This is a genomic window from Streptomyces sp. NPDC043726 (assembly GCF_056436565.1).
On the sequence record NZ_JBWKCI010000007.1, the window covers coordinates 148,270 to 169,989 of the forward strand.

Here is a 21,720-nt window from a genome sequence, read left to right on the forward strand (position 1 = left end):
GATCTCAAAGTGCGTGTTGTGTGGGTCGGGGACAATCCACACAGCGGAAGAATTGTGGCGCGAGGCTTGAGTTGTTGGCCTCTCGGCCGAACTCAGAGAAGTTGCCAGCGTCGTTGCGGTATACGAGGCCTATACCGTGTTCAGCAAGTAGCTCACAGAGATCATCACGCGGGCGCGCTGGTGCGAGCACCATGAGGTGCAGTGGCTGATCATGGTGGATTTCATTCAAGTAACGCCGTGCGTAGAGAAGATGAGCGAAGGCTTGATTGATTGACTCGATTGCCGCGCTACCCGTCGGCTCAAACACCGTGTTGGTTGTTGGGTTGTAGAGCTCGAGCATCAGCCGAGAGGTTGAGTTTCGCATCGACAGGTCCAGTTGCCCCATCGTTTGCCCCGCTGCGACCTGACGATCCTCAAAGTCGTCCGCCAGGTCGTCCCGGGTTGCTGCTACTTGATCGACAGCAGTTTGACGTCGGCGCTCGCGATCCTGACGCCGCGCTGCTCGGGTGAGGCGGCCAGCAGTGAGGTTAAATCGCGACCGGGAAACGGGTGCTACGGGCAGAGTATCGGCATCCTCGCGGATGTATCGGCCGATGGGGCGCAGCCGGAAGACTATGACGTTGCGGTCTTCGCCTGATTCATCCTTCGCTTCCCGCATTTCATATGGCTTGCGTTCATCCAGTGCAAACTCACCTATGTATCTGTGCGTTCGCGTGTCGCTCCCTGGCACCTTCCCTACGGCGACAAACAGATGCAGGGTACGTCCCTTCTTGGCGTGATCTCGTATGGCGGTATTTCCGCCCTCGAAGACCTGGTGGCCCTGCTTTCCGGTTCCGGTGTACGTGAATACGGGACCTAACTCGTCGTCCTCGGCGAGCCAACCGTCGCGGTACCCGTAGCGCTTACCGGTTGAACTGTCGGAGAAGAGGAGGACGTTGCGTTTCTCCACTGCTGGACAAATGCCGGCGTACCCGCTACCGCCGAGCACGGGATGGATCTGCTTACGGGTGAGGATTTCGCCAGGCTCGATGCTGGGAGAGGGAGTTGTCATGCGAAGAGGTTAGCGCGAGGATGATGTGATGAGTGAGGCGACGGGGACGGTCATCGCGGGCGTTATTGCTTTTGCATCTGCAGTCATCGGCGCTGTGATCGCCGGCAGGTATGCCAAGAGTGGGGCAGAAGCGGGCGGACGTAAGGCAGTCGAAGCTGCGCTGGCACAGGTGCATGGACAGGCGGCGGCAGAACACTGGCAGTGGGTGCGCAGTCAGCGACATCAGTCCTTTGCTGCTCTGTTTACGGCTTTTGCCGCGCTTGATGATGCACTCGCCCGTATCGCGCCCGAGGTGCGCAATGGCGTTGGGCTTGAGGGTGAAACCAGGCGGGAGTTGGGGGAGCGCACGCTCGAGTTGCAGGCGAAAACAAGCCAGTTGGCGCTGTGGGGACCGAGTGAGGCGCAACAGTTGGCTTACGAACTGGCCGGCAAGTCGATAGCAGCAGTAGGTTCCCTGCTGCGTGTTGCGAGCGTGAGCGCCGCGGATTCGACCACAGCTTGGTCCAGGTTTGACCATGCTAGAGAAGAAATGGCGGAAGCTCACAACACCTTCCTGCAGAGGGCTGGAGAGATCGTGCGTAACCCACAACAGCCCATCAGCTAGTTCACAGTTGTCTGAGCCTGAGGTGGCTATCCAGTGGTGATGGTCGAATACGACCACACGTCCGCGGGTAGTTCATGGTGAAGTTGCCAGGTGATGGCCATCGGCTTGCTTCCCTCGTGCCTGACATAGGTCGCCGGGCCGAGGAGCATCCACGGCTGGGCCTTGCCGATGTCGGTGTCCTTATAACGCCGCATGAACATCAGCACATGACTTCCGCGTTGAGCGTGCTGCTGGTATCGCAGCCCCGTTGGAGAGGTGTCAGCGGTCGTGCTCTGCGACTCCCAGTGGAACAGGGAGGGGCTCAGGGCATAGTCCTTATACCGGACAGTGGGCGAGAAGTCTTTTTCATTCTTCTCAAGCGTGATCAGCAATGCGTCCGTTTCATTTGGCTGGTCCCACAAAACGCCCTGCGCAAAGGATCCGGGCATCTGACCGCCCAGTCGGGCGACACCGAGCGCGGCCAAAATCTCCGAGCGGTTGTATGAGCTGTGGATTTTCAGAGGGATGTGCGCGTGCGGGCCCTCAAGGGGGAGGGGGAAGTGGTCGGCCTGCTCCATCACATGCTTAAGGACCTGCCGTAGTTCGCTACGTAGGGCACGCTGTTCACGGAGTGATTCAAGTCCTTGCTCGTATGAGTGGAAGCCGCCAGCCTTGTCCCACAGATTGAAGAAGAGCATCCGTGCATACGTTCTGTTCTTTGAATTCAGGGACTCGTATGTTGGCGCGTCATCGCTCAGGAGACTGGTGTAAGCCTCTGCGCGCTCTAGATCATCTACATGCAAGAAGGCATGCACGCGCTTCAGTAGTTCCTCTTCGCCGGCTACCTCGGGCAGGTCGGACAAGCCAGCGCGGCGTAGGACTGAAGTCCACGAGTTGCTTGACTTATACAACTCCCTGATCTCGCGACGGCTCTCCCTGAGGTAGTCGCCGAGGAGTGGCGTATTGAAGGCCTTGACTTCTTTGGCGAGAGTTTGAACATTCGCCTTGATCTGGGTGCGGATGTTGTCCAGCACAAGGTCTTTGGACTTGCCTTCGAGGATAATCTGGCAACCCGATGGCAGCAGCGGAAAATCGTGCTCGGCGTGCTCAAGTAGCCGGTTCCGCGACAAGTTCGTCATCGCGCGGAACTGTTCCTCGAACCGGAACTCGGCACGATGCTGGCCGATGAAATCAAGCACGGTGAGCACAGGCTTGTCTGCTGTGCGACGTAGGCCTCGGCCCAGTTGCTGAAGGAAGACCGTCGCGCTGTTTGTCGGTCGTAGCAGGAGCAGCGTATCGACGTCGGGGATGTCCAGGCCTTCATTGAAGAGGTCTACCGAGAAGATGACTTGAATCTCTCCAGTCTTGAGCTGGGAGAGCACTCGATCACGAACCTCAGGCTTCGAATCACTGTCCAAGCTTTCAGCATTCAAGCCTGCATCTCGGAAACACTTTGCCATGAAATGAGCGTGCTTCCTGGTGACGCAGAAGCCGAGCGCGCGCATGCGCATAGGGTCAGATACCTTGTCTTGCACCTGCTTGAGCACGATGCGAGCTCGAGCATGGTCGGCAGAGAACAAGTCGCCGAGTTGGCTCTGATCATAGGTCCCCGAGCGCCAGTTGAGACGTGTGAGATCAGTGCCGTCCGGTACACCGAAGTAGTGGAACGGGCAGAGGAGGTCGTTATCAAGGGCCTCCCAGAGTCGCATCTCGGCGGCGATCCGGCCCTGGAAAAACTCGTCCTGCACGTTGAGCCCGTCCGCGCGCTCGGGAGTGGCGGTCAGGCCGAGTAGCTGTTTCGGCTTAAAGTGGTTGAGAACTCTTCGGTACGTCGCCGCGGTGGCATGGTGGAATTCATCGACGACGATGATGTCGAAGTGCTCCGGGTCGAATTGCTCCAGTCGCTGGTCAGTCAGCGACTGGACACTGGCAAATACATGCTTCCAGTCCCGTGGCAGCTCTCCACTGAAGAGCACTTCTCCAAAGGACGCGTCGTCAAGTACCTCGCGATACTTTCGTAGCGACTGCTTCAGGATCTCTTTGCGGTGTGCTACGAAGAGCAGCCGCGGGTACTGCTTGGTGTCCGCCTGCTTGAACAGATTGCGATAATCCAGGGCGGCCATCACGGTCTTGCCTGTACCGGTCGCGGCAACAAGCAAGTTGTGTCGGTGGCCGCGGACCTCACGCTCGACGCGCAGCCGCTCCAGCATGTCAGCCTGATGCGCGTAGGGCCTGACCTCCAAGCCCGAGAGACTGATCTTGGCGTCTTGGGCGGTCGGTGAGCCGCCCGCCAGACCCAGGGCTTCATCCAACTTGCGGGCGTCGCGGTCCGGATCGTAGGGCTCAAAGGCGATGTCGTTCCAGTACGCATCAAAGGTGGCCTCGAATTTCTTGAGCACTACTGGAGTAGCCACCGACGATAGGCGTACGTTCCATTCCAGGCCGTCCAGCAGCGCTGCCTTCGAGAGGTTAGAGCTACCGACGTATGCCGTATCGAAGCCGCTCTGTCGGCGAAACAGCCAGGCCTTTGCGTGAAGGCGTGTTGAGCGGGTCTCGTAGTTGACCTTGACCTGGGCGCCGAAATCGCGAACGAGCCGATCAAGGGCGTGGCGGTCGGTCGCGCCGATGTAAGTGGTCGTGATGACGCGAATGGGGATGCCGCGCTCCTTGGCGGCGCGGAGCGCATCCTCGAGCACGCGTAGTCCGTACCACTTGACGAAGGCGCAGAGCAGATCGATGCGGTCTGCGGTCGCCAGCTCAGCGCGCAACTCACTTCCGAGGCTCGGATCCTCAGGTGAGTTCGTGATGAGGGCAGTCTCCGAGAGGGGTGTGAGCGGGCGTATCGCGTAGACCCCAGGAGCCTCCTTCTCGGCGAGGGCGAGGAGTTGGCGCGGCCCATCTGCGATGAGCTCCGCATCCTCGCTGGTCCCAGGGCCGGCTGCGAGTGCCTCGATGATCTGGTTGGCTGCTGCGACGCGCTTGTCTGGGGGGAGCTGGCTGAGTCGGCGACTAACGGCTTCGCTGATGTATCGGGCGATGACGTGAGGTGACGATTCCTCGCTCACCTCATCATCGATGGCCCTCCACCCCGCTGCGTTCAGCTGCTCTATCTGGTCCTGCATGCGTTGGGTGACGAGTTCCTCGTAAACACCCGCGACAGGCTGTGACAGGTCCCCCGGCTGCGCCACGCTGTTTCCCCAATCCCTCACGTACAGCAGTGGCTCTGTTCTAGCAGGTGCTACCGACAGCCTTTGTGCGTCCATCCACCGCCACCGGGCGGTCGTCCGTGCCTGCTGCTTTCATGGAGCCATGACCAGTAGAACCGTCGTCGTCGAGCGGCGTATCGCCGCAGGTCAGGAGGTCGTGTGGGCCGCGATCACTGATCTTCGCGGTATGGAGCGCGTGCTCAGTGGAGTCTCCAAGGTCGAGGTGCTTACCCCGGGGGAGTTTCGGGTCGGGACTCGGTGGCGGGAGACTCGGCGGATGTTCGGGAAGGACGCCACCGAGGAGATGTGGGTGACCGTCTGTGAGCCGCCCGAGCGGTATGTCGTGGAGGCCGAGTCGCATGGCAGCCGGTACGTGTCGGAGTGGGCGCTCGAAGCGGCGGGGGGCGGGGCGACCCTGGTGCGTATGACGTTCACTGGTGTGACCACCGGTGGGGGACTCGCCGGGGTGCTTGCCAAGGTGCTGGGGGGACTCGGGGCCCGGGCCGTCAGCCGGGCCATCGCCAAGGACCTCGACGACGTTGCCGCCGCCGTCGAGGCCTCGGCGGGCTGAGTTTCAGAGCACCCCGTGGCAGGCGCCGTACGCCCGCCCCGACCCGCACCAGCACCCCGCCCCCCGCTGCGGCGGCCACTCCACCGCTCGGCCCCGTGCCGCCAGTGTCGTCGCGTACTGGGGGAGCAGGGACGCGTCTCCCGGGGACGTGCCCTCCGAGGCCGCGAAGGCCTCGTACGACGGGACCGTGCCGGTGACGATGCCCAGGTTCGGGGTGCCCGAGGAGGACAACTCCCTCAAGGACGCCTCTATCGTCGACAAGTGGGTCTCGTGGGACGGGTATTCATCCGCCAGCGTGGGATACGACCCGACCAGCTCCGTCAGTTCCTCCGCCGGCCAGTGCAGGACCGCCACCGGGAACGGACGGGACAAGGCCTCCCGGTAGGTGCCCAGTTCGGCACGCAGGCGGGAGATCTCCGCCTCCAGTTCCGCCGGGTTGTTCGAGCCCAGGGACCACACCCGCTTGGGGTCGTGGAGTTCGTCCAGGGAGACCGGGGAGGCGTGCAGGGTGTCCGCCAGTACGTCCCAGTCGTCGTGCGCCGCGCCCAGCATCCTGCGGACCCGGTGGCGGCCGTAGAGCAGGGGGTGTGTCGCGTACGGGGGTTCCTGGACGTCCGCCAGGAGCAGCGTCACTCCCTCCGTGAACGTCTCCTGCGCCGCCTCCAGCTCGTCGTGGGACTCCAGTGCCTCCGCCACGATCACCCACGGCGCCGGGTCGCGGGGTGCCGCGGACCGGACTCCCTCGATGATCGCGCGGGCCTCCGCCTCATGGCCGTACTCCCACAGGTTCGACGCCTTCAGGGCGCGGACCAGGTACGGGCTCTCCAGGGAACCGTCGGACGACAGCAGGCGGTCGTAGAGGGTGCTCGCGGCGGGGCGGTCGCCGGCCAGTTCCAGGTGGGCCGCCGCCTGCAGCAGCAGGGCTTCGGCGTCCTCGGGGTACAGGCCGGCGGTCCGCTCCAGGCGTGCCGCTTCGGCGGTGTGGTCGACGTTCTCGGCAGGCGTGTCGGGGCGCATGCACGACACCGTACTGCCCGGCGGTGACAAAGGCTCCCGACGGCTCCTTTCGGGCTCCCCGCACTTGTCTAGATCGTCACCCCGTCCACCTGGAGCGTCTGTACCGCGCCCGCCGCGAAGGGCGCGCTCACCGTCTTTCCGGCCACGTGTACGTCCGTGTACGCGCGGTACATGTCGCCCCCTCCCGTCACCGTGTTCCAGCGCGGGACCACGCCTCCCGAGCCGCCCGTCACCGTCGTGAAGCGGGACAGGTCAAAGGTCAGGGTCTGGGCGGTGGTGGCCGTGTTCACGGCCACGATCACCAGGCGGCGCGCGCTCGCGTCGTACGCCGCCGCCGCGTAGCTCACGCCCGTGTCGAGGATCGTCATGCCGGGGCGGATGTGGCGACTGAACTGGGCCATCACGTAGTACTTCGGCTGTACGGTCGTCGGCTGGAGCGTGTTCGCGTCGTACGCGATCATCGCCCAGCCCGTCGAGGGATCCATGACCTGCCAGTAGCACCAGGCCGTCGGGTGCAGCCAGCGGAAGTCGTAGCAGAGGTTGCGGGCCATGCTCAGGCCCGTGCCGTCGCTGTCTCCCGTCTCCGAGTTCCACAGTTTCTTGCCCGACGTCGTCACCACGTCCGTGTACAGGAGGTCCCTGCGGCCGCCCGTGCCCTGGTAGCCGTGCACGTTCACCTGGGACACCAGGGACTTCGTCGACGCGCCGAAGGCCGCCCACGTCGAGCGTGCCGTGTCGTAGTTCGTCTCGTCCGAGGCCGAGATACGGACCCCGGTCAGGCCCCGCTTGTCCAACTCGCTCCTCATGTACGGAAGTACGGCCGCCTGCACCGCCGGGTCCAGGTGACAGCCCTCCTGCGTGCCCGTGGCCGTCCACCAGCTCGACGCCGGCTCGTTGAAGGGGTCCACCGTCGCGAAGTTCACGCCCCAGTTCGTCCGCGCGTACAGGGCCACCGCCGCCAGGTGGGAGGCGTGCTGGCGGTGGTTCCAGGTCTGGAGGTTGTTGCCGCCGTCCGCCGCGCCGGACGGGTTGTGGTTGTAACACATCCACCACATGGGGGAGTTGGCGAACAGCTCGGTGATCGCGCCGCGCTGGGTCGCCTTCACCAGCATCGCCCGCTGTGCCGCGTCCGCCGTCCAGTCCCAGGCGGAGGAGGCGGGGTCCTCGTTCGTCCAGTCCTGCCAGTAGCCCTCGATCTGCTTGAAACCCGGGATGTTCGGCGACTCGGCCATCGTCTCGCCGTTCACCGTGTTCCAGCTGCACGCGCCCAGGTTGTAGCGGGCGATGTTCAGGCCCAGGCCGGGCAGGGAAGTGCCGTTGTACGTACCGACTTGCTGCTGAAGAAGAGATCGGCGAAGTCGTCCCGGGTGCCGAAGACATTGCCCCACCAGGCAAGCGAGGTTCCCCAGCCTTCCCAAGTGCCGTACCTCGTGGCCGGGTTGATCGCGATCGTCGCGTCCGCGTGTGCCGTACCGGTCGCCAGCGCACTGCCCAGGACCGCTCCGCCCGTCGCGGCCAGCAGAGTTCTGCGTCTGATCATGACTTCTCCGCCTCGCTCGTCGCCGAGGGCGCCGCCCGCCTCGGCTCGTGACCCGTGCATGCCATTCGGAAGCATCGGGCCCGGCTCCTCGCCGTGTCGAGAGTTGCGACAGCCCTTTCTCAAACCCGTGTACGAAGTCTCGAACGGCCCTGGAACTCTGGCGACTTCGGCACCGCCGCCCTATCGTGCGGGCCCGCCGTGAAGGAGGCGGGCTCAAAGGAGGTCGCACACATGCGGGTCGTCCAGCACAGCACCCGCCGCCGGCGCGCACTCCGCCACCGTGCCCTCTGGGCCGCCGGCGAACTCCTCGTCACCGTCGGCCTCGTCCTGCTGCTCCTCGTCGTCCATCAGCTCTGGTGGACCAACCACGAGGCCAAGGCGGAGGCCCGGCGCGGGGTCGCCGCGCTGGAGCGGGAGTGGGACACCGCCGCCCAGCCCCAGCAGGGCTCACCCCCGGCCTCCCCTCGGGCGACCCGCACTCCCGAGCCGTCCACTCCCTCCAAAGGAGCGCCCGCCGAACCACCCCCCACCTGGTCCCACGCCTACGCCATCCTCACCATCCCCCGCCTCGGCCTCCGCGTCCCCGTCGCCGAAGGCACCAGCAGGACCGGCGTCCTCGACAAGGGTTACGTCGGCCACTACCCCGGCACCCAACAGCCCGGCCACCTCGGCAACTTCGCCCTCGCCGGGCACCGCAACACCCACGGCGAGCCCTTCCGGCGGCTCGACCGGCTCGGCAAGGGCGACGAGATCGTCGTAGAGACGCAGGCCGCCGTGTACACGTACGCCGTCGACCAGACCCTCGCGCGGACCTCCGCGCACGACACCGGGGTCATCGGGGCCGTGCCCCGCAGCCTCGTCCACCCCGGGCGCGGTTACCGGGCGCCCGGGTACTACGTCACCCTGACCACCTGCACGCCCGAATTCACGTCCCGGTACCGGCTGGTGGTGTGGGGGACACTTCTCTCGATGCGCGCGCGTTGAGGTATAACAAGGGCAACCGGGAGGGGAGGGAAGCCGATGAACAAGCGCTGGGCCGGTCCGCGTCCCGCTCTCGTCCTCCCCACCCTTCTCCTCGTCCTCTTCCTCGACGTCCTGCTGCTCGACTCCGGCAGCCTCTTCGCGACCGTCGCCCTCGCCGCGACCGCCGCCGCCGGGTCCGCGCTCGCGCTCTGCTCGGTCATCGCCGCGCGCTGCGCGCCCGCCGTGCCGCCCACCCGGGTCCGTACGGCCATCCGCGACCGGGACCGCCGTACGGCCTTCCTGCCGCAACGCGACCCCGACGCCAAGGGGCGCACCCGGCCCCGAGCCCCTGGTCTCGCCCTCTCGGCGACCGTCGCGTAGGGGCAGCACAGCCACCCAAGTGACCCTGCGCGGGTCGTCATGCCGCCATTCCCGTATCCCGGCACGACGAGACCCGAAGGGCTCACCCATGTCTGTTTTCGCCCAGCTTGTCGAGCAGCTCGCGGAGCTGCTCCAGCCCCTGTTCCACGGTTCCGCGGCGGCCGCCGCGATCGTCCTGTTCACCGCGCTCGTACGGCTGCTCGTGCATCCGCTGTCCCGGGCCGCCGCCCGGGGGCAGAAGGCCCGCGCCGAGCTCCAGCCGAAGATCGCCGAGCTGCGCCGCAAGCACGCCAAGAACCCCGAGAAGCTTCAGCGGGCCGTGCTGGAGCTGCACTCCGAGCACCAGGTGTCGCCGTTGGCCGGGTGTCTGCCGGGGCTGTGCCAGGCGCCCGCGTTCTTTCTCCTCTTCCATCTCTTCTCCAGCTCGGAGATCGGCGGGCGCCCCAACGAGCTCCTCGACCACCAGCTCCTCGCCGCGCCCCTCGGCGGGCGCCTGACGGACGCGCTCAGCGTCAGTGGGGGAGGGGCGGCCGGGCTCGTGTACCTGGGGCTGTTCGTGCTCGTCGGCGCGGTCGCCGTCTTCAACTACCGGCGGACGAAGGCGACCATGGCCGACAGCGCGCCGCTCGACACCCCGGGTGCCGGGGCGATCAGCGCGGTGATGCCGTTCATGTCCTTCTTCACGCTGATCACCGTGGCCGTCGTACCGCTGGCCGCCGCGCTGTACGTCGTGACCAGTACGACCTGGGCGGCGGTGGAGCGGGCGGTTCTGTACCGCTGACCTACGGTCCAGTACGTGAACCGGGTATTGCGGACTGGACTCGGAGCTTGGAGGATCGACCAGTCCTCCGATGGCTGCACACGTCGGCGGGCGCCCCGCGATCGAGGGAGATTGTGACCATGAAGCTGCTGCGAGTCGGTACGGCGGGAGCGGAGACGCCCGCGCTGCTCGACGCCGAGGGGGTTCTGCGGGACCTGTCGGGCGTCGTGCCGGACATCGACGGACCGCTGCTCGCCGACGAGGAGGCCTTGGGGCGCATCCGTGCCGTCGCCGGCCAGCTGCCTGCGCTGGACGCGACCGGGCTGCGGATCGGGCCGCCGGTCGGGCGGATCGGGAAGGTCGTGTGCATCGGGCTGAACTATCACGACCACGCCCGCGAGACGGGGGCCGAGCCGCCCGCCGAGCCTGTCATCTTCTTCAAGGCCGCGGACACGGTCGTAGGACCGAATGACACCGTGCTGGTGCCCCGCGGGTCGGTGAAGACCGACTGGGAGGTCGAGCTGGCCGTCGTCATCGGGCGTACGGCCCGGTACCTCGAGTCCGCGGAGGCGGCGCTCGGGCATGTCGCCGGGTACGCCGTGGCGCACGACGTGTCCGAGCGGGAGTTCCAGATCGAGCGGGGCGGGACCTGGGACAAGGGGAAGAACTGCGAGACGTTCAACCCGCTCGGGCCGTGGCTGGTGACCGCCGACGAGGTGCCGGATCCGCAGGCCCTGTCGCTGAGGCTGTGGGTGAACGGTGAGCTGAAGCAGGACGGGACCACGGCGGAGCAGATCTTCCCGGTGGGGGAAGTCGTGCGCTACGTCAGCCAGTTCATGACCCTGTACCCCGGCGACGTCATCAACACGGGGACGCCGGCCGGGGTCGCGATGGGGCAGCCCGAGCTGAAGCCGTTCCTTCGGGCCGGGGATGTGGTGGAGCTGGAGATCGAGGGGCTGGGGCGGCAGCGGCAGGAGCTCAAGGACGCGTAGCGCTCCGCCGGGAGAGCCGGGGAACTGCGGGACGGCCGTCATCCGCAGGCGGGCCGTGGCTGGGCGCGCAGTTCCCCGCGCCCCTGGGGAAGTGCTACTTACCCAGGAACTCCTCCAGCGCCTCCACCACGAAACGGTGGTCCTCCAGCTGGGGCAGGCCGGACACCGTCACCGCGCCGATCACGCCGACGCCCTCCACCGTGAGCGGGAAGGAACCGCCGTGTGCCGCGTACGTGTCCGGGTCCAGGCGCGAGGAGTCCTCGAAGGTCGTGCCCTTGGCGCGGGACCGCGCGCCGACCAGGTAGGACGAGGAGTGGTAGCGCTCCACCACCCGGCGCTTGCGGGCGATCCACGCGTCGTTGTCCGGGGTGGCCCCGGGGAGCGCGGCGTGGAACAGCTGCTGGCCGGCGCGGTGGATGTCGACGGCGACCGGGGCCTGGCGCTCGCGGGCCATCTCCACCAGGAGCGAGCCGAGGCGCCAGGCGTCGTCCTCGGTGAACTCCCGGAAGACCAGGCGGCGTTCCTGGGCCTGGAGTTCCTCGATGGTCGGGGTGATCTCCGGGGTGAACTTCGGGGTGATCCCGTTGTTGTGCGTCACAGCGTCACCGCCACACAGTCGCGGGCCGAACGGCGGGCCGCCTCCAGTACGTCGAGGGCGGCGGCCGCCTCCAGCGCGGTCACCGGGTTGGCGCCGCCGTCGGAAAGGGCCCTGGCCACGGCCGCATAGTACGCGGGGTAGTCGCCCGGGAGGGTCGGTTCGGGGCGTCCGCCGCCGGTCAGCGGGGACTCGCCGGAGCCGACGCGGCCCCAGAGGGACTCGGGCTCCACACCCCACTCGGCGCCGGGGCGCTCGCCCTCGCGCAGGGCCGCCTCCTGGGGGTCGAGGCCGTGCTTGACGTAGCCCGCCTTGGAGCCCAGGACCCGGAAGCGGGGGCCGAGTTGGGCGGTGGTGGCGGAGACGTAGAGGTGGGAGCGGACGCCGCTGGTGTGGGTGATGGCGATGAACGTGTCGTCGTCCGTCTCGGCGCCGGGGCGGCGGACGTCGGTCTCGGCGTAGACGGAGGCGGCGGGGCCGAAGAGGACGAGCGCCTGGTCGACGACATGGCTGCCGAGGTCGTAGAGGAGACCTCCGATCTCTGCCGGGTCGCCCGACTCGCGCCAGCCGCCCTTGAGTTGGGGGCGCCAGCGCTCGAAGCGGGACTCGAAGCGGTAGACGTCACCCAGCTCGCCGTCGGCGATGAGCTTGCGCAGGGTCAGGAAGTCGTTGTCCCAGCGGCGGTTCTGGAAGACCGACAGCAGCAGTCCGCGCTCCTCGGCGAGCGCCGCGAGCTCGCGGGCCTCGGCGGCGGTGCCCGCGACCGGCTTGTCCACGACGACCGGGAGGCCGGCCTCCAGGGCGGCGGTGGCGAGCGGGACGTGGGTCTTGTTCGGGGAGGCGATGACGATCAGGTCGAGCTCGTCGGCGCGGGCGAACAGCTCGTCGGGGGTCGCGGCGATCCGGACGTCCGGGTGCTCGGCGCGGGCCTGCTCCTGCCGCTCCGGGTTGGCGGTGACGACCGTGTCGAGGGTGAGGCCCTCGGTCGCGGCGATCAGCGGGGCATGGAAGACGGAGCCGGCGAGGCCGTAGCCGATCAGGCCGGTGCGGAGGGGTGTGCCAGTCATGGTTCCTACTTTCGCAACGCTGTTGCCAAAGTGCAAGCGGTGGGGAGAATGGGCCTATGAGCAGCACGAAGGACGTGACCCGGTGACCCAGGGCGTGAATCTGCCGGCCCTGCGCAGCCACAACACCGCGCTGGTGCTGGATCTGCTGCGCACGGCCGGTCCGGACGGGATCAGCCGGCTCGAGCTGGCCGAGCGGATCGGGCTGACCCCGCAGGCCGTCAGCAAGATCACGGCTCGGTTGCGGGCGGAGGGGCTGGCCGCGGAGGCGGGGCGGCGGGCGTCCACGGGGGGCAAGCCGCGGACCGTGCTGCGGCTGGTGCCGGAGGCCGGGCACGCGGTGGGAGTGCATCTGGACCGGGACGCGCTGCGGGTGGTGCTGGTCGATCTGACCGGCGCGGTGGTGGCAGAGCGGCGCGCGGGGCTGGGGCTGCGGGCCGGGCAGCGGGCGGTCGTCGAGGGCGTGCTCGGTGAGGTGGGGGCGCTGCTCGGGGACGCGGGAACCCTGGTCGGCGTGGGGGTGGGGCTGCCCGGGCCGCTGGATCACACGCGGGGGGTGCTGCACCGGGTCACCGGGTTCCCCGAGTGGGACGGCTTCGCGGTCCGGGAGGTGCTGGAGCGAGGGCTCGGCGGGGTGCCGGTGGTGGTGGACAAGGACACGAACGCGGCGGCGGTGGGTCTGGCGGTCGGCGGGGTGGCGGAGTCGTTCGCGTATCTGCACTTCGGGGCCGGGCTCGGCGGCGGGATCGTGCTCGGGGGCGCGGTGCGGCGGGGGGCCAGGACCGGGGCGGGGGAGTTCGGGCATCAGGTCGTGCAGCTGGACGGGCCGGTGTGCGGGTGCGGGAACCGGGGGTGCGTGGAGGCGCTGTGCCTGGCGGCGGTGGAACGCGGGGACTTCGAGGAGGCGGCGCGGGTGCTCGGCACGGGGGCCGGGAACCTGGTGGCGCTGCTGGACATCGACGTGGTGCTGCTGGGCGGCCGTACGGTGGCGGCCCGTCCGGAGTGCTTCGTACGAGGGGCCGCGGCCGTCCTCGAGGAACGCGGCCGGAGAGTGGGCGAGCCGCCGGTGCCGGTGCGCCTTGCTCCAGGAGGGGGCCGGGAAGTCGCGGAGGGGGCGGCGCAGTTGGTGCTGGCGCCGTTGTTCGGGCGGGGGGTGGGGTGAGGGTCGGTCGGGGGCGGGTCGGGACCGTGCGGCGGTAGCGCGGCAGGGCCGTTCGGGCGGAAACGGGGGCTCCCTGGGAGCGGCGTCCGTCTGTTGGCCGAGTTGTCCGGCATGGTCATGTGTTCATGCGACTAGTGCTGTCCGCGTCCCTGTCCCTTCCCCTCGCCCTCGCTCTCGTCTCCGCGCCCGGGGTCGCGCACGCCGTCGAGCCGGAGGGTGGGTGTGCCGCGTCCGAGGGGCGGACGTTTCCGCTCAGCACCCGGATCCGTGGCGGGCCGGGGTCGTACGAGGCCGGGGGCGGGTTCGGCACCTGGTATCTGGAGCTGCGCAACAAGACCGACGTGGCCTGCGAGAACGTGCACCCGGTCGTCGTGTTCGTCGACGACCGGCGGGCCCTCAGGGCCTCGCAGCCCCGGCTGGAGTACTACGTCGGCGACCGGCCCCACCCCGTGCGGTTCGAGACCACCGACGAGGACGAACTCGTCGGGGTCTTCGGCGGGGAGGTCGAGGACGGGTTCACGGTCGGGCCCGGCAGGACCGTCACCGTGAAGGTGCGGCTCGCCGTCACCTCCGACGCCGTGCCCAATCGGGTCACCGCCAACGCCGCCGTGGTGCAGCGCCAGGAGGACGACGGGGACTGGATCGGGCAGTCCAACGACTACCGCTTCGGCATCGAGTCCGACTCCGACTCCGACCCCACCTCCGAGTCCGGCTCCGCCACCGCCACCGCCACCGATCCCGCCCCGACCACCACCGCGGACCCGGGCAGATCCCCCGCCCCCCGTCTCCCCTTCGCCGAGGAACTCGCCAGCACCGGCACCCCCACCGCCGCCCTGGCCGCGACGCTCGCCGCGCTGCTCGTCACCGGCGGAGCGCTGCTGATCGCCCGAAGGCGGCGCTGAGCCCACCGGGGGTGTCTCCTGACGGGACCCCCAGCCGGCACTCGCCCGCGCCCCGGTCGCCGCCCTCGCCGCGCTGACCGCTCGGAGGCGGCGCCGAGTCCACCGGCGGTGTCTCCTGACGGGCCCCAGCCGGCACCCGCCCGCACCCCCGGTCGCCGCCCTCGCCGCGCTGATCGCTCGGAGGCGGCGCCGAGTCCACCGGGGGTGTCTTCTGACGCGATCCCCAGCCCGCACTCGCCCGCACCCCCGGTCGCCGCCCTCGCCGCGCTGACCGCCCGAAGGCGGCGCTGAGTCCACCGGCGGTGTCTCCTGACGGGACCCCCAGCCGGCACTCGCCCGCCCCCATTGGCCCCCGCCGCCGCCCTCGCCGCCACGCTCGCCGCCCTGCTGATCGCCCGGAGGCGGCGCCGAGTTCACCAGGGGCGTCTGACACGATCCCTGCGTGGACTACCCGAACGACCAGGCCCCCGGCGCCCCCGTCCGCTCCGGCATCCCCGAGCACGGGCGCATCCCGAAGTACTACGCGGTGAAGGCGCGCATCGACCGCCTCGTGGCGGAACTCCCCGAGGGCAGCGCCATCCCCACCGAACGTGATCTCGCCGAGGAGTACGACGTCGCCCGCGAGACCGTACGGCAGGCGCTGCGCGAACTCGTGCTGGAGGGCAAGCTGCGCCGGCAGGGGCGCGGGACGGTCGTCGCGGGCCCCAAGCTGGAGCAGCCGCTCTCCCTCGCGAGCTACACCGAGGGCGTCCGGCGCCAGGGCCGCACACCCGGCCGTACCCTCGTCACCCTCGACCGCTTCCCCTGCCCGGACGCGCTGGCCGCCGAGACCGGACTGACCCGCGGCGAGGCCGTCTGGCACTTGGAGCGCGTCCTGCTCGCCGACGACGAGCGGGTCGGTCTGGAGAGCACCTACGTGGCCGTCGCCAGGGTGCCGCGGCTCGACTCCGACTTCGACCCGGACTCCTCCTTCTACGCCTACCTCCACTCCCAGGGCATCGCCTTCGGCGACGCCGACGAGCGCATCGAGACCGTCCTCGCCACCCCGCGCGAGGCCCTCCTCATCGGCACCCCGCCCGCCCTGCCCATGCTGCTCATCCACCGCGTGTCCAGGGACACGGCCGGACAGCCGCTGGAGCGCGTACGCACCCTTTACCGCGGCGACCGGTTCTCCTTCAGCGCCCATCTGCGCGGCTGAAACGCGGCTGGAAATCGACCCCTCGACCCCCCTCCAAATATCACGAAAAGATAACGGGTCTAGCCCAAACGTGATGGCTCGTTCACGCTCCCGTTGGTAGCCGGACCTTTCCGGTTCCCCGAGCCCGAGGAGCGTTGCCGTCGTGAGAGTGATAGTCGTCGGAGCTGGCGTGGTGGGCACCATGCACGCCTGGCAAGCAGTGGAACGCGGCCACGAGGTCGTACAGATCGAGCGCGAGACGGAGGCTCGCGGCGCCTCGCTGCGCAATTTCGGCCAGATCTGGGTCAGCGGCCGTGCGGGCGGCGAGGAGCTGGAGACCGCCCTCAGGGCGCGGGAGCTGTGGGAGGAGATCGGCGCCCGCGTGCCGAAGCTGGGCTTCCGGGCCAACGGCTCCCTCACCCCCGTCCGCGGCGACCTCGAACTCGCCGTCGCCGAGGCCGCCGTAGCCCGTGAGGACGCCGCCGCGCGCGGTCACAAGCTGCTCACCCCGGCCGAGGCGCGGGCCCTCAACCCCGCCCTGCGCGGCGAGTTCACCGCCGCCCTGTACTGCGAGCGGGACGCGGCCGTCGAGCCGCGCACCGCGCAACTCGCCCTGCGCGAGGAGCTGCTGAGGTCGCCGGACTACACCTTCCTGCCGGGCCGCGAGGTCCGCGAGGTCATCGGCTCCAGTGCCGTCCGCGACGACCACGGCGACGTGCACAGCGGCGACGTCGTCGTGCTCTGCACCGGCGCCTGGCTCGGCGGTCTGGTGCGCGAACTGGCCGGGCCCGAGCTGCCCGTGCGCCGGGTCCGGCTGCAGATGATGCAGACCGAACCGCTGGGCGAACCGCTCACCACCTCGGTCGCCGACGCCGACAGCTTCCGCTACTACCCGGCCTACCGCAGCGACGCACTGGACGAGCTCAACTCCGGGCAGCCGCAGGCCGAGACGGCCGCCACGCACAAGATGCAGCTGCTCATGGTGCAGCGCGCCGACGGCGGACTGACCATCGGCGACACCCACGAGTACGAGCACCCCTTCGCCTTCGACACCCTCGAAGACCCCTACGACCACCTCACCGAGGTCGTCGAATCCCTCCTCGGCCGCCCGCTGCCCAAGGTCAGGCGCCGCTGGGCGGGCGTGTACGCGCAGTGCACGGACCCCTCCCGGGTCGTGCACCGGCAGCGGGTGCGCGATGGGGTGTGGCTGGTCACCGGGCCCGGCGGGCGCGGCATGACCTGCTCGCCCGCGATAGCCGAGACCACCGCGAACGAACTGGGCTGGTGACACCGACATGACCAACGACCAGGACATCCGACTCGTCGTCCTCGACATGGCCGGCACCACCGTCGCCGACGGCGGCCTCGTCGAGCAGGCCTTCACCGCGGCCGCGCACCGGCTCGGCGCCGAGCCCGAGTCGATGCTGGACTACGTTCGCGCCACCATGGGCGAGTCCAAGATCTCCGTCTTCCGGCATCTGTTCGGCGAGGAGACGAAGGCTCAGGAGGCCAACAAGGCCTTCGAGGAGGCCTACGCCGGGCTCGTCGACGGCGGGCGGGTCGCCGCGCTGCCCGGCGCCCGCGAGACCATCGAGGAGCTCAAGGCGCAGGGCCGTACGGTCGTGCTGAGCACCGGCTTCGCCCGCACCACCCAGGACGCCATCCTGGCCGCGCTCGGCTGGCGGGACCTGGTCCCGCTGACGCTGTGCCCGGCCGACGCCGGGGGCCGCGGGCGGCCGTACCCGGACATGGTGCTCACCGCCTTCCTCCGTACGGCAGCGGCGGACAGCGTCCGCCAGGTCGCGGTCGTCGGGGACACCTCGTACGACATGCTCAGCGGGGTCCGGGCCGGGGCCGGGGTCGTCGCCGGGGTGCTGACCGGGGCGCACGACGCTCAGGCCCTCGACGCGGCCGGCGCGACCCATGTCCTCGAGTCCGTGGCGCAGTTGCCGGGAGTCCTGCGATGAGCAGCGGCATCCGCTTCGACGGCGTCACCGTCGCCTACGACGGCAACGTCGTCCTCGACGCCCTCGACCTCACCATCGCCCCCGGCGAGGTCATGGCGCTGCTCGGGCCGTCCGGATCCGGCAAGACCACCGCGCTGCGGGCGGTCGCCGGCTTCGTGCGGCCCGCCGCCGGGCGGGTGTTCCTCGGCGACCGGGACGTCACCGCGCTGCCGCCGCACCGGCGGGGCATCGGGATGGTCGTCCAGCAGTACGCGCTCTTCCCGCACATGCGGGTCGAGGACAACGTGGCCTTCGGCCTCAAGGCCCGCAAGGTGGCCCGCGCCGATATCCGCGGCCGGGTCGCCGAGGCCCTGGAGATGACCGGCATGGCGTCCTACGCCCGCCGCTACCCGCGCGAGCTGTCCGGCGGCCAGCAGCAGCGCGTCGCCATCGCGCGGGCGCTCGCGATCCGGCCGTCCGTACTGCTCCTGGACGAACCCCTCTCCGCCCTCGACGCCCGCCTGCGCTCCGGCATGCTCGCCGAACTGGCGCGGCTGCACCGCGAGCTGCCGGACGTGTCGATCCTCTACGTCACCCACGACCAGGTCGAGGCGCTCACCCTCGCCGACCGCATCGCGGTCATGGACAGCGCGCGCCTCCAGGCGTGCGGGACGCCGAGGGAGCTGTACCGGGCCCCGGCGAACGAGTTCACCGCGTCCTTCGTCGGCAACGCCAACCTGCTCCCGGTGACCGTGAGCGCGGGCGGGGTCTGCTTCGGGGGCGCCGAGCTGAAGGTCGACACGACGGGCGCCGCGAAGGGCGCGCGGGCGACCCTGTGCGTACGCCCGCACCTCATCGGCGTCGGCGACGGACCCAACCGGCTGTCCGGGACGGTACGCGAGATCCAGTGGCGCGGCGCCACCCACCGGCTGTACGTCGAGGTCGACGGCCACCGGATCATGACGGACCTGCGCGAACTGAGGGACCCGCCGGAGCTGGGCGACACGGTGACACTGCACTTCGCCCCGGAGGACGCGGTGTTGCTGACCGCCGGAGTCACCCATGACTAGAAGGCTGCTGTGGGCCCTCCCGCCCGTCGCCCTCCTCGCCCTGTTCTTCCTCTATCCCCTCGCCCTCGTCGTCGAGCAGTCCCTCAAGCCCGACACCGGCGGCACCTCGCTCCAGCCGTACGCCGACGTCTTCGCCTCGGAGGCCTTCCGGGAGGCCCTGTGGACGACCGTCTGGCTGGCGCTCGGGGCGACCGCCGGGTGCCTGGTGCTCGGGTTCGCGCTGGCGCTGGTCATCGCCTTCGTGCCCTTCCCGGGGGCCCGGGCGGTGGCCCGGTTCATCGACGTCTTCCTCTCCTTCCCGTCCTTCCTGATCACGCTGGCCCTGCTGTTCATCTACGGCACGGTCGGCATGGCGAACGGACTGTGGACGGACGTCACGGGCGCCGCCGACGGGCCGTTCCAGTTCCTCACCACACCCTGGGGTGTGCTGCTCGCCGAGATCACCTACTTCACGCCCTTCGTGATGCGGCCCCTGCTCGCGGCCTTCGCCCAGCTCGACACCGCGCAGCTGGAGGCGGCCAGTTCGCTCGGTGCGAAGGCGCCGAGGATCGTCCGGCGGATCATCCTGCCGGAGGCCCTGCCCGCCCTCGGGGCCGGCGGCGCCCTGGTCCTCGTCCTGTGCCTCAACGAGTTCGGCATCGTGCTCTTCACCGGCGCCAAGGGCGTCACCACGCTGCCGACCCTCGTCTACGGCAAGGCGATCCTGGAGTCCGACTACCCGGGCGCCTGCGTGGTCGCCGTCGTCAACGTCCTGATCTCCGTGGGCCTGTACGGCCTGTACCGGGTGGTGAGCCGTCGTGCTGGTGCATAGCCGCGGGGCCAAGTGGGCCGTATGGGCCCTGTTCCTCCTGCTCTTCCTGCCGCTGTTCGCGCTGCCGCTGCTCGTCGTGGTCGCCGCGTCCTTCGCCACCCACTGGTCCAGCGTGCTGCCCTCGGACTTCACGACCTCGCACTACGAGGCCGCCACCCGCGGCGAGGCCCTCCAGGCGCTGACCACCAGCCTGGTGACGGCCCTCACCGCGAGCCTGCTCGCCCTGGCGGCCGGAACCTGGGCCGCGCTCGCCGCCGCAGGACTCGGCAAGCGGGCGCGACGGCTCCTCGACGGGCTGTTCGTGCTGCCGCTCGCGGTGCCCTCCGTGGTCGTCGGTCTCGCGGTGCTGGTCGCCTTCTCGCAGCCGCCGATGCTGCTCAACGGCACCCGGTGGATCGTGATCGTCGCGCACACCGTGCTGGTCACGGCCTTCGCCCATCAGTCGGTGTCCGCCGCGCTGACCCGGCTCGACCCCGCCTACGAGCAGGCCGCCGCCTCGCTCGGGGCGCGCCCCTCCTACGTGCTGTGGCGGGTGAAGCTGCCTCTGCTGCTGCCCTCCCTGTCCGCCGCGGCCGGCCTCTGCTTCGCCCTGTCCATGGGCGAGCTGAGCGCCACGATGATGCTCTATCCGCCCGACTGGACCCCGCTTCCGGTCCTGATCTACGCGGCCACCGACCGCGGCGCCCTGTTCACCGGGTCCGCCGTCGCGGTGGTGCTGATGACGGCGACGCTGCTCGTCCTGTTCGCCGTGTCCCGCGTCCGCACCAAAGCCTCGTTCCGCTGACCGACTTCCCTCAACCGCCCTCATTTCAGCAAGGAGTTCATCTCGCCATGTCCGCGAACACGTCCACGTCCCGTCTCACGCTCGCCGTAGCGCTCGCACTCGTCGCCGTTCCCGCCCTGTCCGCCTGCGGTGGCAGCTCCGCCGCCGCCGACGAGAAGGTCGTCACCGTCTACAGCGCGGACGGCCTCAAGGGGGAGAACGGGGACGGCTGGTACGACCAGGTCTTCAAGGACTTCGAGAAGGAGACCGGGATCAAGGTCGAGTACGTCGAGGGCGGCTCCGGTGAGATGGTGCAGCGCGCCGTCCGGGAGAAGAGCAACCCGCAGGCGGACGTGCTGGTCACACTGCCGCCCTTCATCCAGCAGGCCGACGGCAAGGGCCTGCTGCAGAAGTACGTGCCCGCAGGCGCCGACCAGGTGAGCGGGGCGGACAAGTCCGCGAACGGGACCTGGACCTCCGTCGTCAACAACTACTTCGGGTTCATCTACAACACGAAGGAGCTGAAGCAGGCCCCGGCGACCTGGGAGGAACTGCTGGACTCCTCGTACAGGAACAAGCTCCAGTACTCCACTCCGGGTGTGGCCGGTGACGGCACCGCGGTGCTGATCAAGGCGATGCACGACTTCGGCGGCGAGGAGGCCGCGCTGGAGTACCTCGGCAAGCTCCAGTCCAACAACGTCGGTCCCTCGGCGTCCACGGGCAAGCTCGCGCCGAAGGTCGACAAGGGCGAGCTGCTGGTCGCCAACGGCGATGTGCAGATGAACTACGCCCAGTCCAAGGACATGCCGAACCTCGGGATCTGGTTCCCGGCGAAGGACGGCGGCAAGCCGACGACGTTCGCGCTGCCGTACGCGGCCGGTCTGGTCACCGACGCCCCGCATTCGGAGAACGGCAAGAAGCTCTTGGACTACATGCTCGGTCAGAAGGCGCAGCAGCAGGTGAGCTCGGTGGGCGGCGGGTTCGCGGCCCGTCAGGACGTCAAGGCGGTGGACGAGGACGCGATCGCGCTGACGAACCTGATCAAGGACGTGGAGGTCTTCGAGCCGGACTGGGACGACATCGAGAAGAACCTCACGACGTACGTGGACAACTGGAAGTCGGCAACGGGCAGCTGACGCCCCTCGGTCACCTGGCACCACGGCACC

At 69.1% G+C, this 21,720-nt stretch carries 20 protein-coding genes and 1 pseudogene; 15 read left to right on the top strand and 6 right to left on the bottom strand.

The window, feature by feature from the left end:
- Nucleotides 1–4: 4 nt before the first annotated feature.
- Nucleotides 5–1,051 (bottom strand): SRA domain-containing endonuclease, encoded by a 1,047-nt coding sequence (locus AC068Z_RS21315; RefSeq protein WP_478557591.1) that lies wholly within the window; start codon nucleotides 1,049–1,051, stop codon nucleotides 5–7.
- A gap of 28 nt (nucleotides 1,052–1,079) precedes the next feature.
- Between AC068Z_RS21315 and AC068Z_RS21320 the strand changes: the two genes are divergently transcribed.
- On the top strand, nucleotides 1,080–1,655 hold the full coding sequence (locus AC068Z_RS21320; protein WP_478557594.1) for a hypothetical protein: 576 nt from the start codon (nucleotides 1,080–1,082) through the stop codon (nucleotides 1,653–1,655).
- Nucleotides 1,656–1,681: 26 nt separating this feature from the next.
- Here AC068Z_RS21320 and AC068Z_RS21325 read toward each other — a convergent pair whose 3' ends face one another.
- Nucleotides 1,682–4,756, bottom strand: coding sequence for a DEAD/DEAH box helicase (locus AC068Z_RS21325; protein WP_478558601.1), 3,075 nt, complete (start codon nucleotides 4,754–4,756; stop codon nucleotides 1,682–1,684).
- Nucleotides 4,757–4,943: 187 nt separating this feature from the next.
- Here AC068Z_RS21325 and AC068Z_RS21330 point away from each other — a divergent pair, with 187 nt between their 5' ends.
- The gene (locus AC068Z_RS21330; RefSeq protein ID WP_478557597.1) at nucleotides 4,944–5,411 is read left to right on the top strand and encodes an SRPBCC family protein; all 468 of its coding nucleotides are present in this window, start codon (nucleotides 4,944–4,946) and stop codon (nucleotides 5,409–5,411) included.
- Between the two features lie 3 nt (nucleotides 5,412–5,414).
- Here AC068Z_RS21330 and AC068Z_RS21335 read toward each other — a convergent pair whose 3' ends face one another.
- Both AC068Z_RS21335 and AC068Z_RS21340 read right to left on the bottom strand, forming a co-directional pair.
- A complete protein-coding gene (locus AC068Z_RS21335; protein ID WP_478557600.1) occupies nucleotides 5,415–6,428 on the bottom strand; it encodes an SEC-C metal-binding domain-containing protein in 1,014 nt (337 codons plus the stop codon).
- A 68-nt stretch (nucleotides 6,429–6,496) separates the two neighbouring features.
- Nucleotides 6,497–7,968, bottom strand: a pseudogene (locus tag AC068Z_RS21340) (glycoside hydrolase).
- A gap of 231 nt (nucleotides 7,969–8,199) precedes the next feature.
- On the opposite strand from AC068Z_RS21340, the gene AC068Z_RS21345 reads away from it, so the two are divergent.
- The 4 genes from AC068Z_RS21345 (at nucleotide 8,200) to AC068Z_RS21360 (ending at nucleotide 11,064) form a co-directional block, all read left to right on the top strand.
- Nucleotides 8,200–8,952, top strand: coding sequence for a class E sortase (locus AC068Z_RS21345; RefSeq protein ID WP_478557603.1), 753 nt, complete (start codon nucleotides 8,200–8,202; stop codon nucleotides 8,950–8,952).
- Nucleotides 8,953–8,988: 36 nt separating this feature from the next.
- Entirely contained in the window at nucleotides 8,989–9,312 is a 324-nt protein-coding gene (locus AC068Z_RS21350) for a DUF6412 domain-containing protein (protein ID WP_478557606.1), read from the top strand.
- An 88-nt stretch (nucleotides 9,313–9,400) separates the two neighbouring features.
- Nucleotides 9,401–10,093 (top strand): YidC/Oxa1 family membrane protein insertase, encoded by a 693-nt coding sequence (locus AC068Z_RS21355; RefSeq protein ID WP_478557609.1) that lies wholly within the window; start codon nucleotides 9,401–9,403, stop codon nucleotides 10,091–10,093.
- A 119-nt stretch (nucleotides 10,094–10,212) separates the two neighbouring features.
- A complete protein-coding gene (locus AC068Z_RS21360; RefSeq protein ID WP_478557612.1) occupies nucleotides 10,213–11,064 on the top strand; it encodes a fumarylacetoacetate hydrolase family protein in 852 nt (283 codons plus the stop codon).
- Between the two features lie 94 nt (nucleotides 11,065–11,158).
- On the opposite strand, the gene AC068Z_RS21365 is transcribed toward AC068Z_RS21360, so the two are convergent.
- Together AC068Z_RS21365 and AC068Z_RS21370 are read right to left on the bottom strand one after the other, a co-directional pair.
- The gene (locus AC068Z_RS21365) at nucleotides 11,159–11,662 is read right to left on the bottom strand and encodes a heme-degrading domain-containing protein (protein WP_478557615.1); all 504 of its coding nucleotides are present in this window, start codon (nucleotides 11,660–11,662) and stop codon (nucleotides 11,159–11,161) included.
- Complete coding sequence (locus tag AC068Z_RS21370) at nucleotides 11,659–12,726, bottom strand: Gfo/Idh/MocA family protein (protein ID WP_478557618.1); 1,068 nt, start codon at nucleotides 12,724–12,726, stop codon at nucleotides 11,659–11,661. Before AC068Z_RS21370 ends, AC068Z_RS21365 begins: the two co-directional genes overlap by 4 nt.
- Nucleotides 12,727–12,808: 82 nt before the next feature.
- Between AC068Z_RS21370 and AC068Z_RS21375 the strand changes: the two genes are divergently transcribed.
- From AC068Z_RS21375 to AC068Z_RS21415, 9 genes are all read left to right on the top strand, one after another.
- A complete protein-coding gene (locus tag AC068Z_RS21375) occupies nucleotides 12,809–13,885 on the top strand; it encodes an ROK family transcriptional regulator (RefSeq protein WP_478557621.1) in 1,077 nt (358 codons plus the stop codon).
- 125 nt (nucleotides 13,886–14,010) lie between these two features.
- Nucleotides 14,011–14,787 carry an LPXTG cell wall anchor domain-containing protein gene (locus tag AC068Z_RS21380; RefSeq protein ID WP_478557624.1) on the top strand — a complete coding sequence of 259 codons (777 nt, stop codon included), beginning with the start codon at nucleotides 14,011–14,013 and terminating at the stop codon, nucleotides 14,785–14,787.
- A gap of 442 nt (nucleotides 14,788–15,229) precedes the next feature.
- The gene (locus tag AC068Z_RS21385; protein ID WP_478557627.1) at nucleotides 15,230–15,985 is read left to right on the top strand and encodes a GntR family transcriptional regulator; all 756 of its coding nucleotides are present in this window, start codon (nucleotides 15,230–15,232) and stop codon (nucleotides 15,983–15,985) included.
- Nucleotides 15,986–16,127: 142 nt separating this feature from the next.
- Nucleotides 16,128–17,252, top strand: a complete 1,125-nt coding sequence (locus AC068Z_RS21390) for a TIGR03364 family FAD-dependent oxidoreductase (RefSeq protein ID WP_478557630.1) — start codon at nucleotides 16,128–16,130, stop codon at nucleotides 17,250–17,252.
- Between the two features lie 7 nt (nucleotides 17,253–17,259).
- Nucleotides 17,260–17,931, top strand: a complete 672-nt coding sequence (locus AC068Z_RS21395) for a phosphonatase-like hydrolase (RefSeq protein WP_478557633.1) — start codon at nucleotides 17,260–17,262, stop codon at nucleotides 17,929–17,931.
- Nucleotides 17,928–18,980: an ABC transporter ATP-binding protein gene (locus tag AC068Z_RS21400; RefSeq protein WP_478557636.1), complete on the top strand. Its 1,053-nt coding sequence runs from the start codon at nucleotides 17,928–17,930 to the stop codon at nucleotides 18,978–18,980. The genes AC068Z_RS21395 and AC068Z_RS21400 overlap by 4 nt, the downstream gene beginning before the upstream one ends.
- A complete protein-coding gene (locus AC068Z_RS21405; protein ID WP_478557639.1) occupies nucleotides 18,973–19,791 on the top strand; it encodes a 2-aminoethylphosphonate ABC transporter permease subunit in 819 nt (272 codons plus the stop codon). The genes AC068Z_RS21400 and AC068Z_RS21405 overlap by 8 nt, the downstream gene beginning before the upstream one ends.
- A complete protein-coding gene (locus AC068Z_RS21410; RefSeq protein ID WP_478557642.1) occupies nucleotides 19,778–20,575 on the top strand; it encodes an ABC transporter permease in 798 nt (265 codons plus the stop codon). The genes AC068Z_RS21405 and AC068Z_RS21410 overlap by 14 nt, the downstream gene beginning before the upstream one ends.
- Before the next feature lie 47 nt (nucleotides 20,576–20,622).
- Nucleotides 20,623–21,690, top strand: coding sequence for a 2-aminoethylphosphonate ABC transporter substrate-binding protein (locus AC068Z_RS21415; RefSeq protein ID WP_478557645.1), 1,068 nt, complete (start codon nucleotides 20,623–20,625; stop codon nucleotides 21,688–21,690).
- Nucleotides 21,691–21,720 lie beyond the last annotated feature (30 nt).

Bases quoted from the DNA above. Each gene is read 5' to 3' on its own strand.
- AC068Z_RS21315 (WP_478557591.1), bottom strand. From the start codon at position 1,051: ATGACAACTCCCTCTCCCAGCATCGAGCCTGGCGAAATCCTCACCCGT.
- AC068Z_RS21320 (WP_478557594.1), top strand. From the start codon at position 1,080: ATGAGTGAGGCGACGGGGACGGTCATCGCGGGCGTTATTGCTTTTGCA.
- AC068Z_RS21325 (WP_478558601.1), bottom strand. From the start codon at position 4,756: ATGCAGGACCAGATAGAGCAGCTGAACGCAGCGGGGTGGAGGGCCATC.
- AC068Z_RS21330 (WP_478557597.1), top strand. From the start codon at position 4,944: ATGACCAGTAGAACCGTCGTCGTCGAGCGGCGTATCGCCGCAGGTCAG.
- AC068Z_RS21335 (WP_478557600.1), bottom strand. From the start codon at position 6,428: ATGCGCCCCGACACGCCTGCCGAGAACGTCGACCACACCGCCGAAGCG.
- AC068Z_RS21345 (WP_478557603.1), top strand. From the start codon at position 8,200: ATGCGGGTCGTCCAGCACAGCACCCGCCGCCGGCGCGCACTCCGCCAC.
- AC068Z_RS21350 (WP_478557606.1), top strand. From the start codon at position 8,989: ATGAACAAGCGCTGGGCCGGTCCGCGTCCCGCTCTCGTCCTCCCCACC.
- AC068Z_RS21355 (WP_478557609.1), top strand. From the start codon at position 9,401: ATGTCTGTTTTCGCCCAGCTTGTCGAGCAGCTCGCGGAGCTGCTCCAG.
- AC068Z_RS21360 (WP_478557612.1), top strand. From the start codon at position 10,213: ATGAAGCTGCTGCGAGTCGGTACGGCGGGAGCGGAGACGCCCGCGCTG.
- AC068Z_RS21370 (WP_478557618.1), bottom strand. From the start codon at position 12,726: ATGACTGGCACACCCCTCCGCACCGGCCTGATCGGCTACGGCCTCGCC.
- AC068Z_RS21380 (WP_478557624.1), top strand. From the start codon at position 14,011: ATGCGACTAGTGCTGTCCGCGTCCCTGTCCCTTCCCCTCGCCCTCGCT.
- AC068Z_RS21395 (WP_478557633.1), top strand. From the start codon at position 17,260: ATGACCAACGACCAGGACATCCGACTCGTCGTCCTCGACATGGCCGGC.
- AC068Z_RS21400 (WP_478557636.1), top strand. From the start codon at position 17,928: ATGAGCAGCGGCATCCGCTTCGACGGCGTCACCGTCGCCTACGACGGC.
- AC068Z_RS21405 (WP_478557639.1), top strand. From the start codon at position 18,973: ATGACTAGAAGGCTGCTGTGGGCCCTCCCGCCCGTCGCCCTCCTCGCC.
- AC068Z_RS21415 (WP_478557645.1), top strand. From the start codon at position 20,623: ATGTCCGCGAACACGTCCACGTCCCGTCTCACGCTCGCCGTAGCGCTC.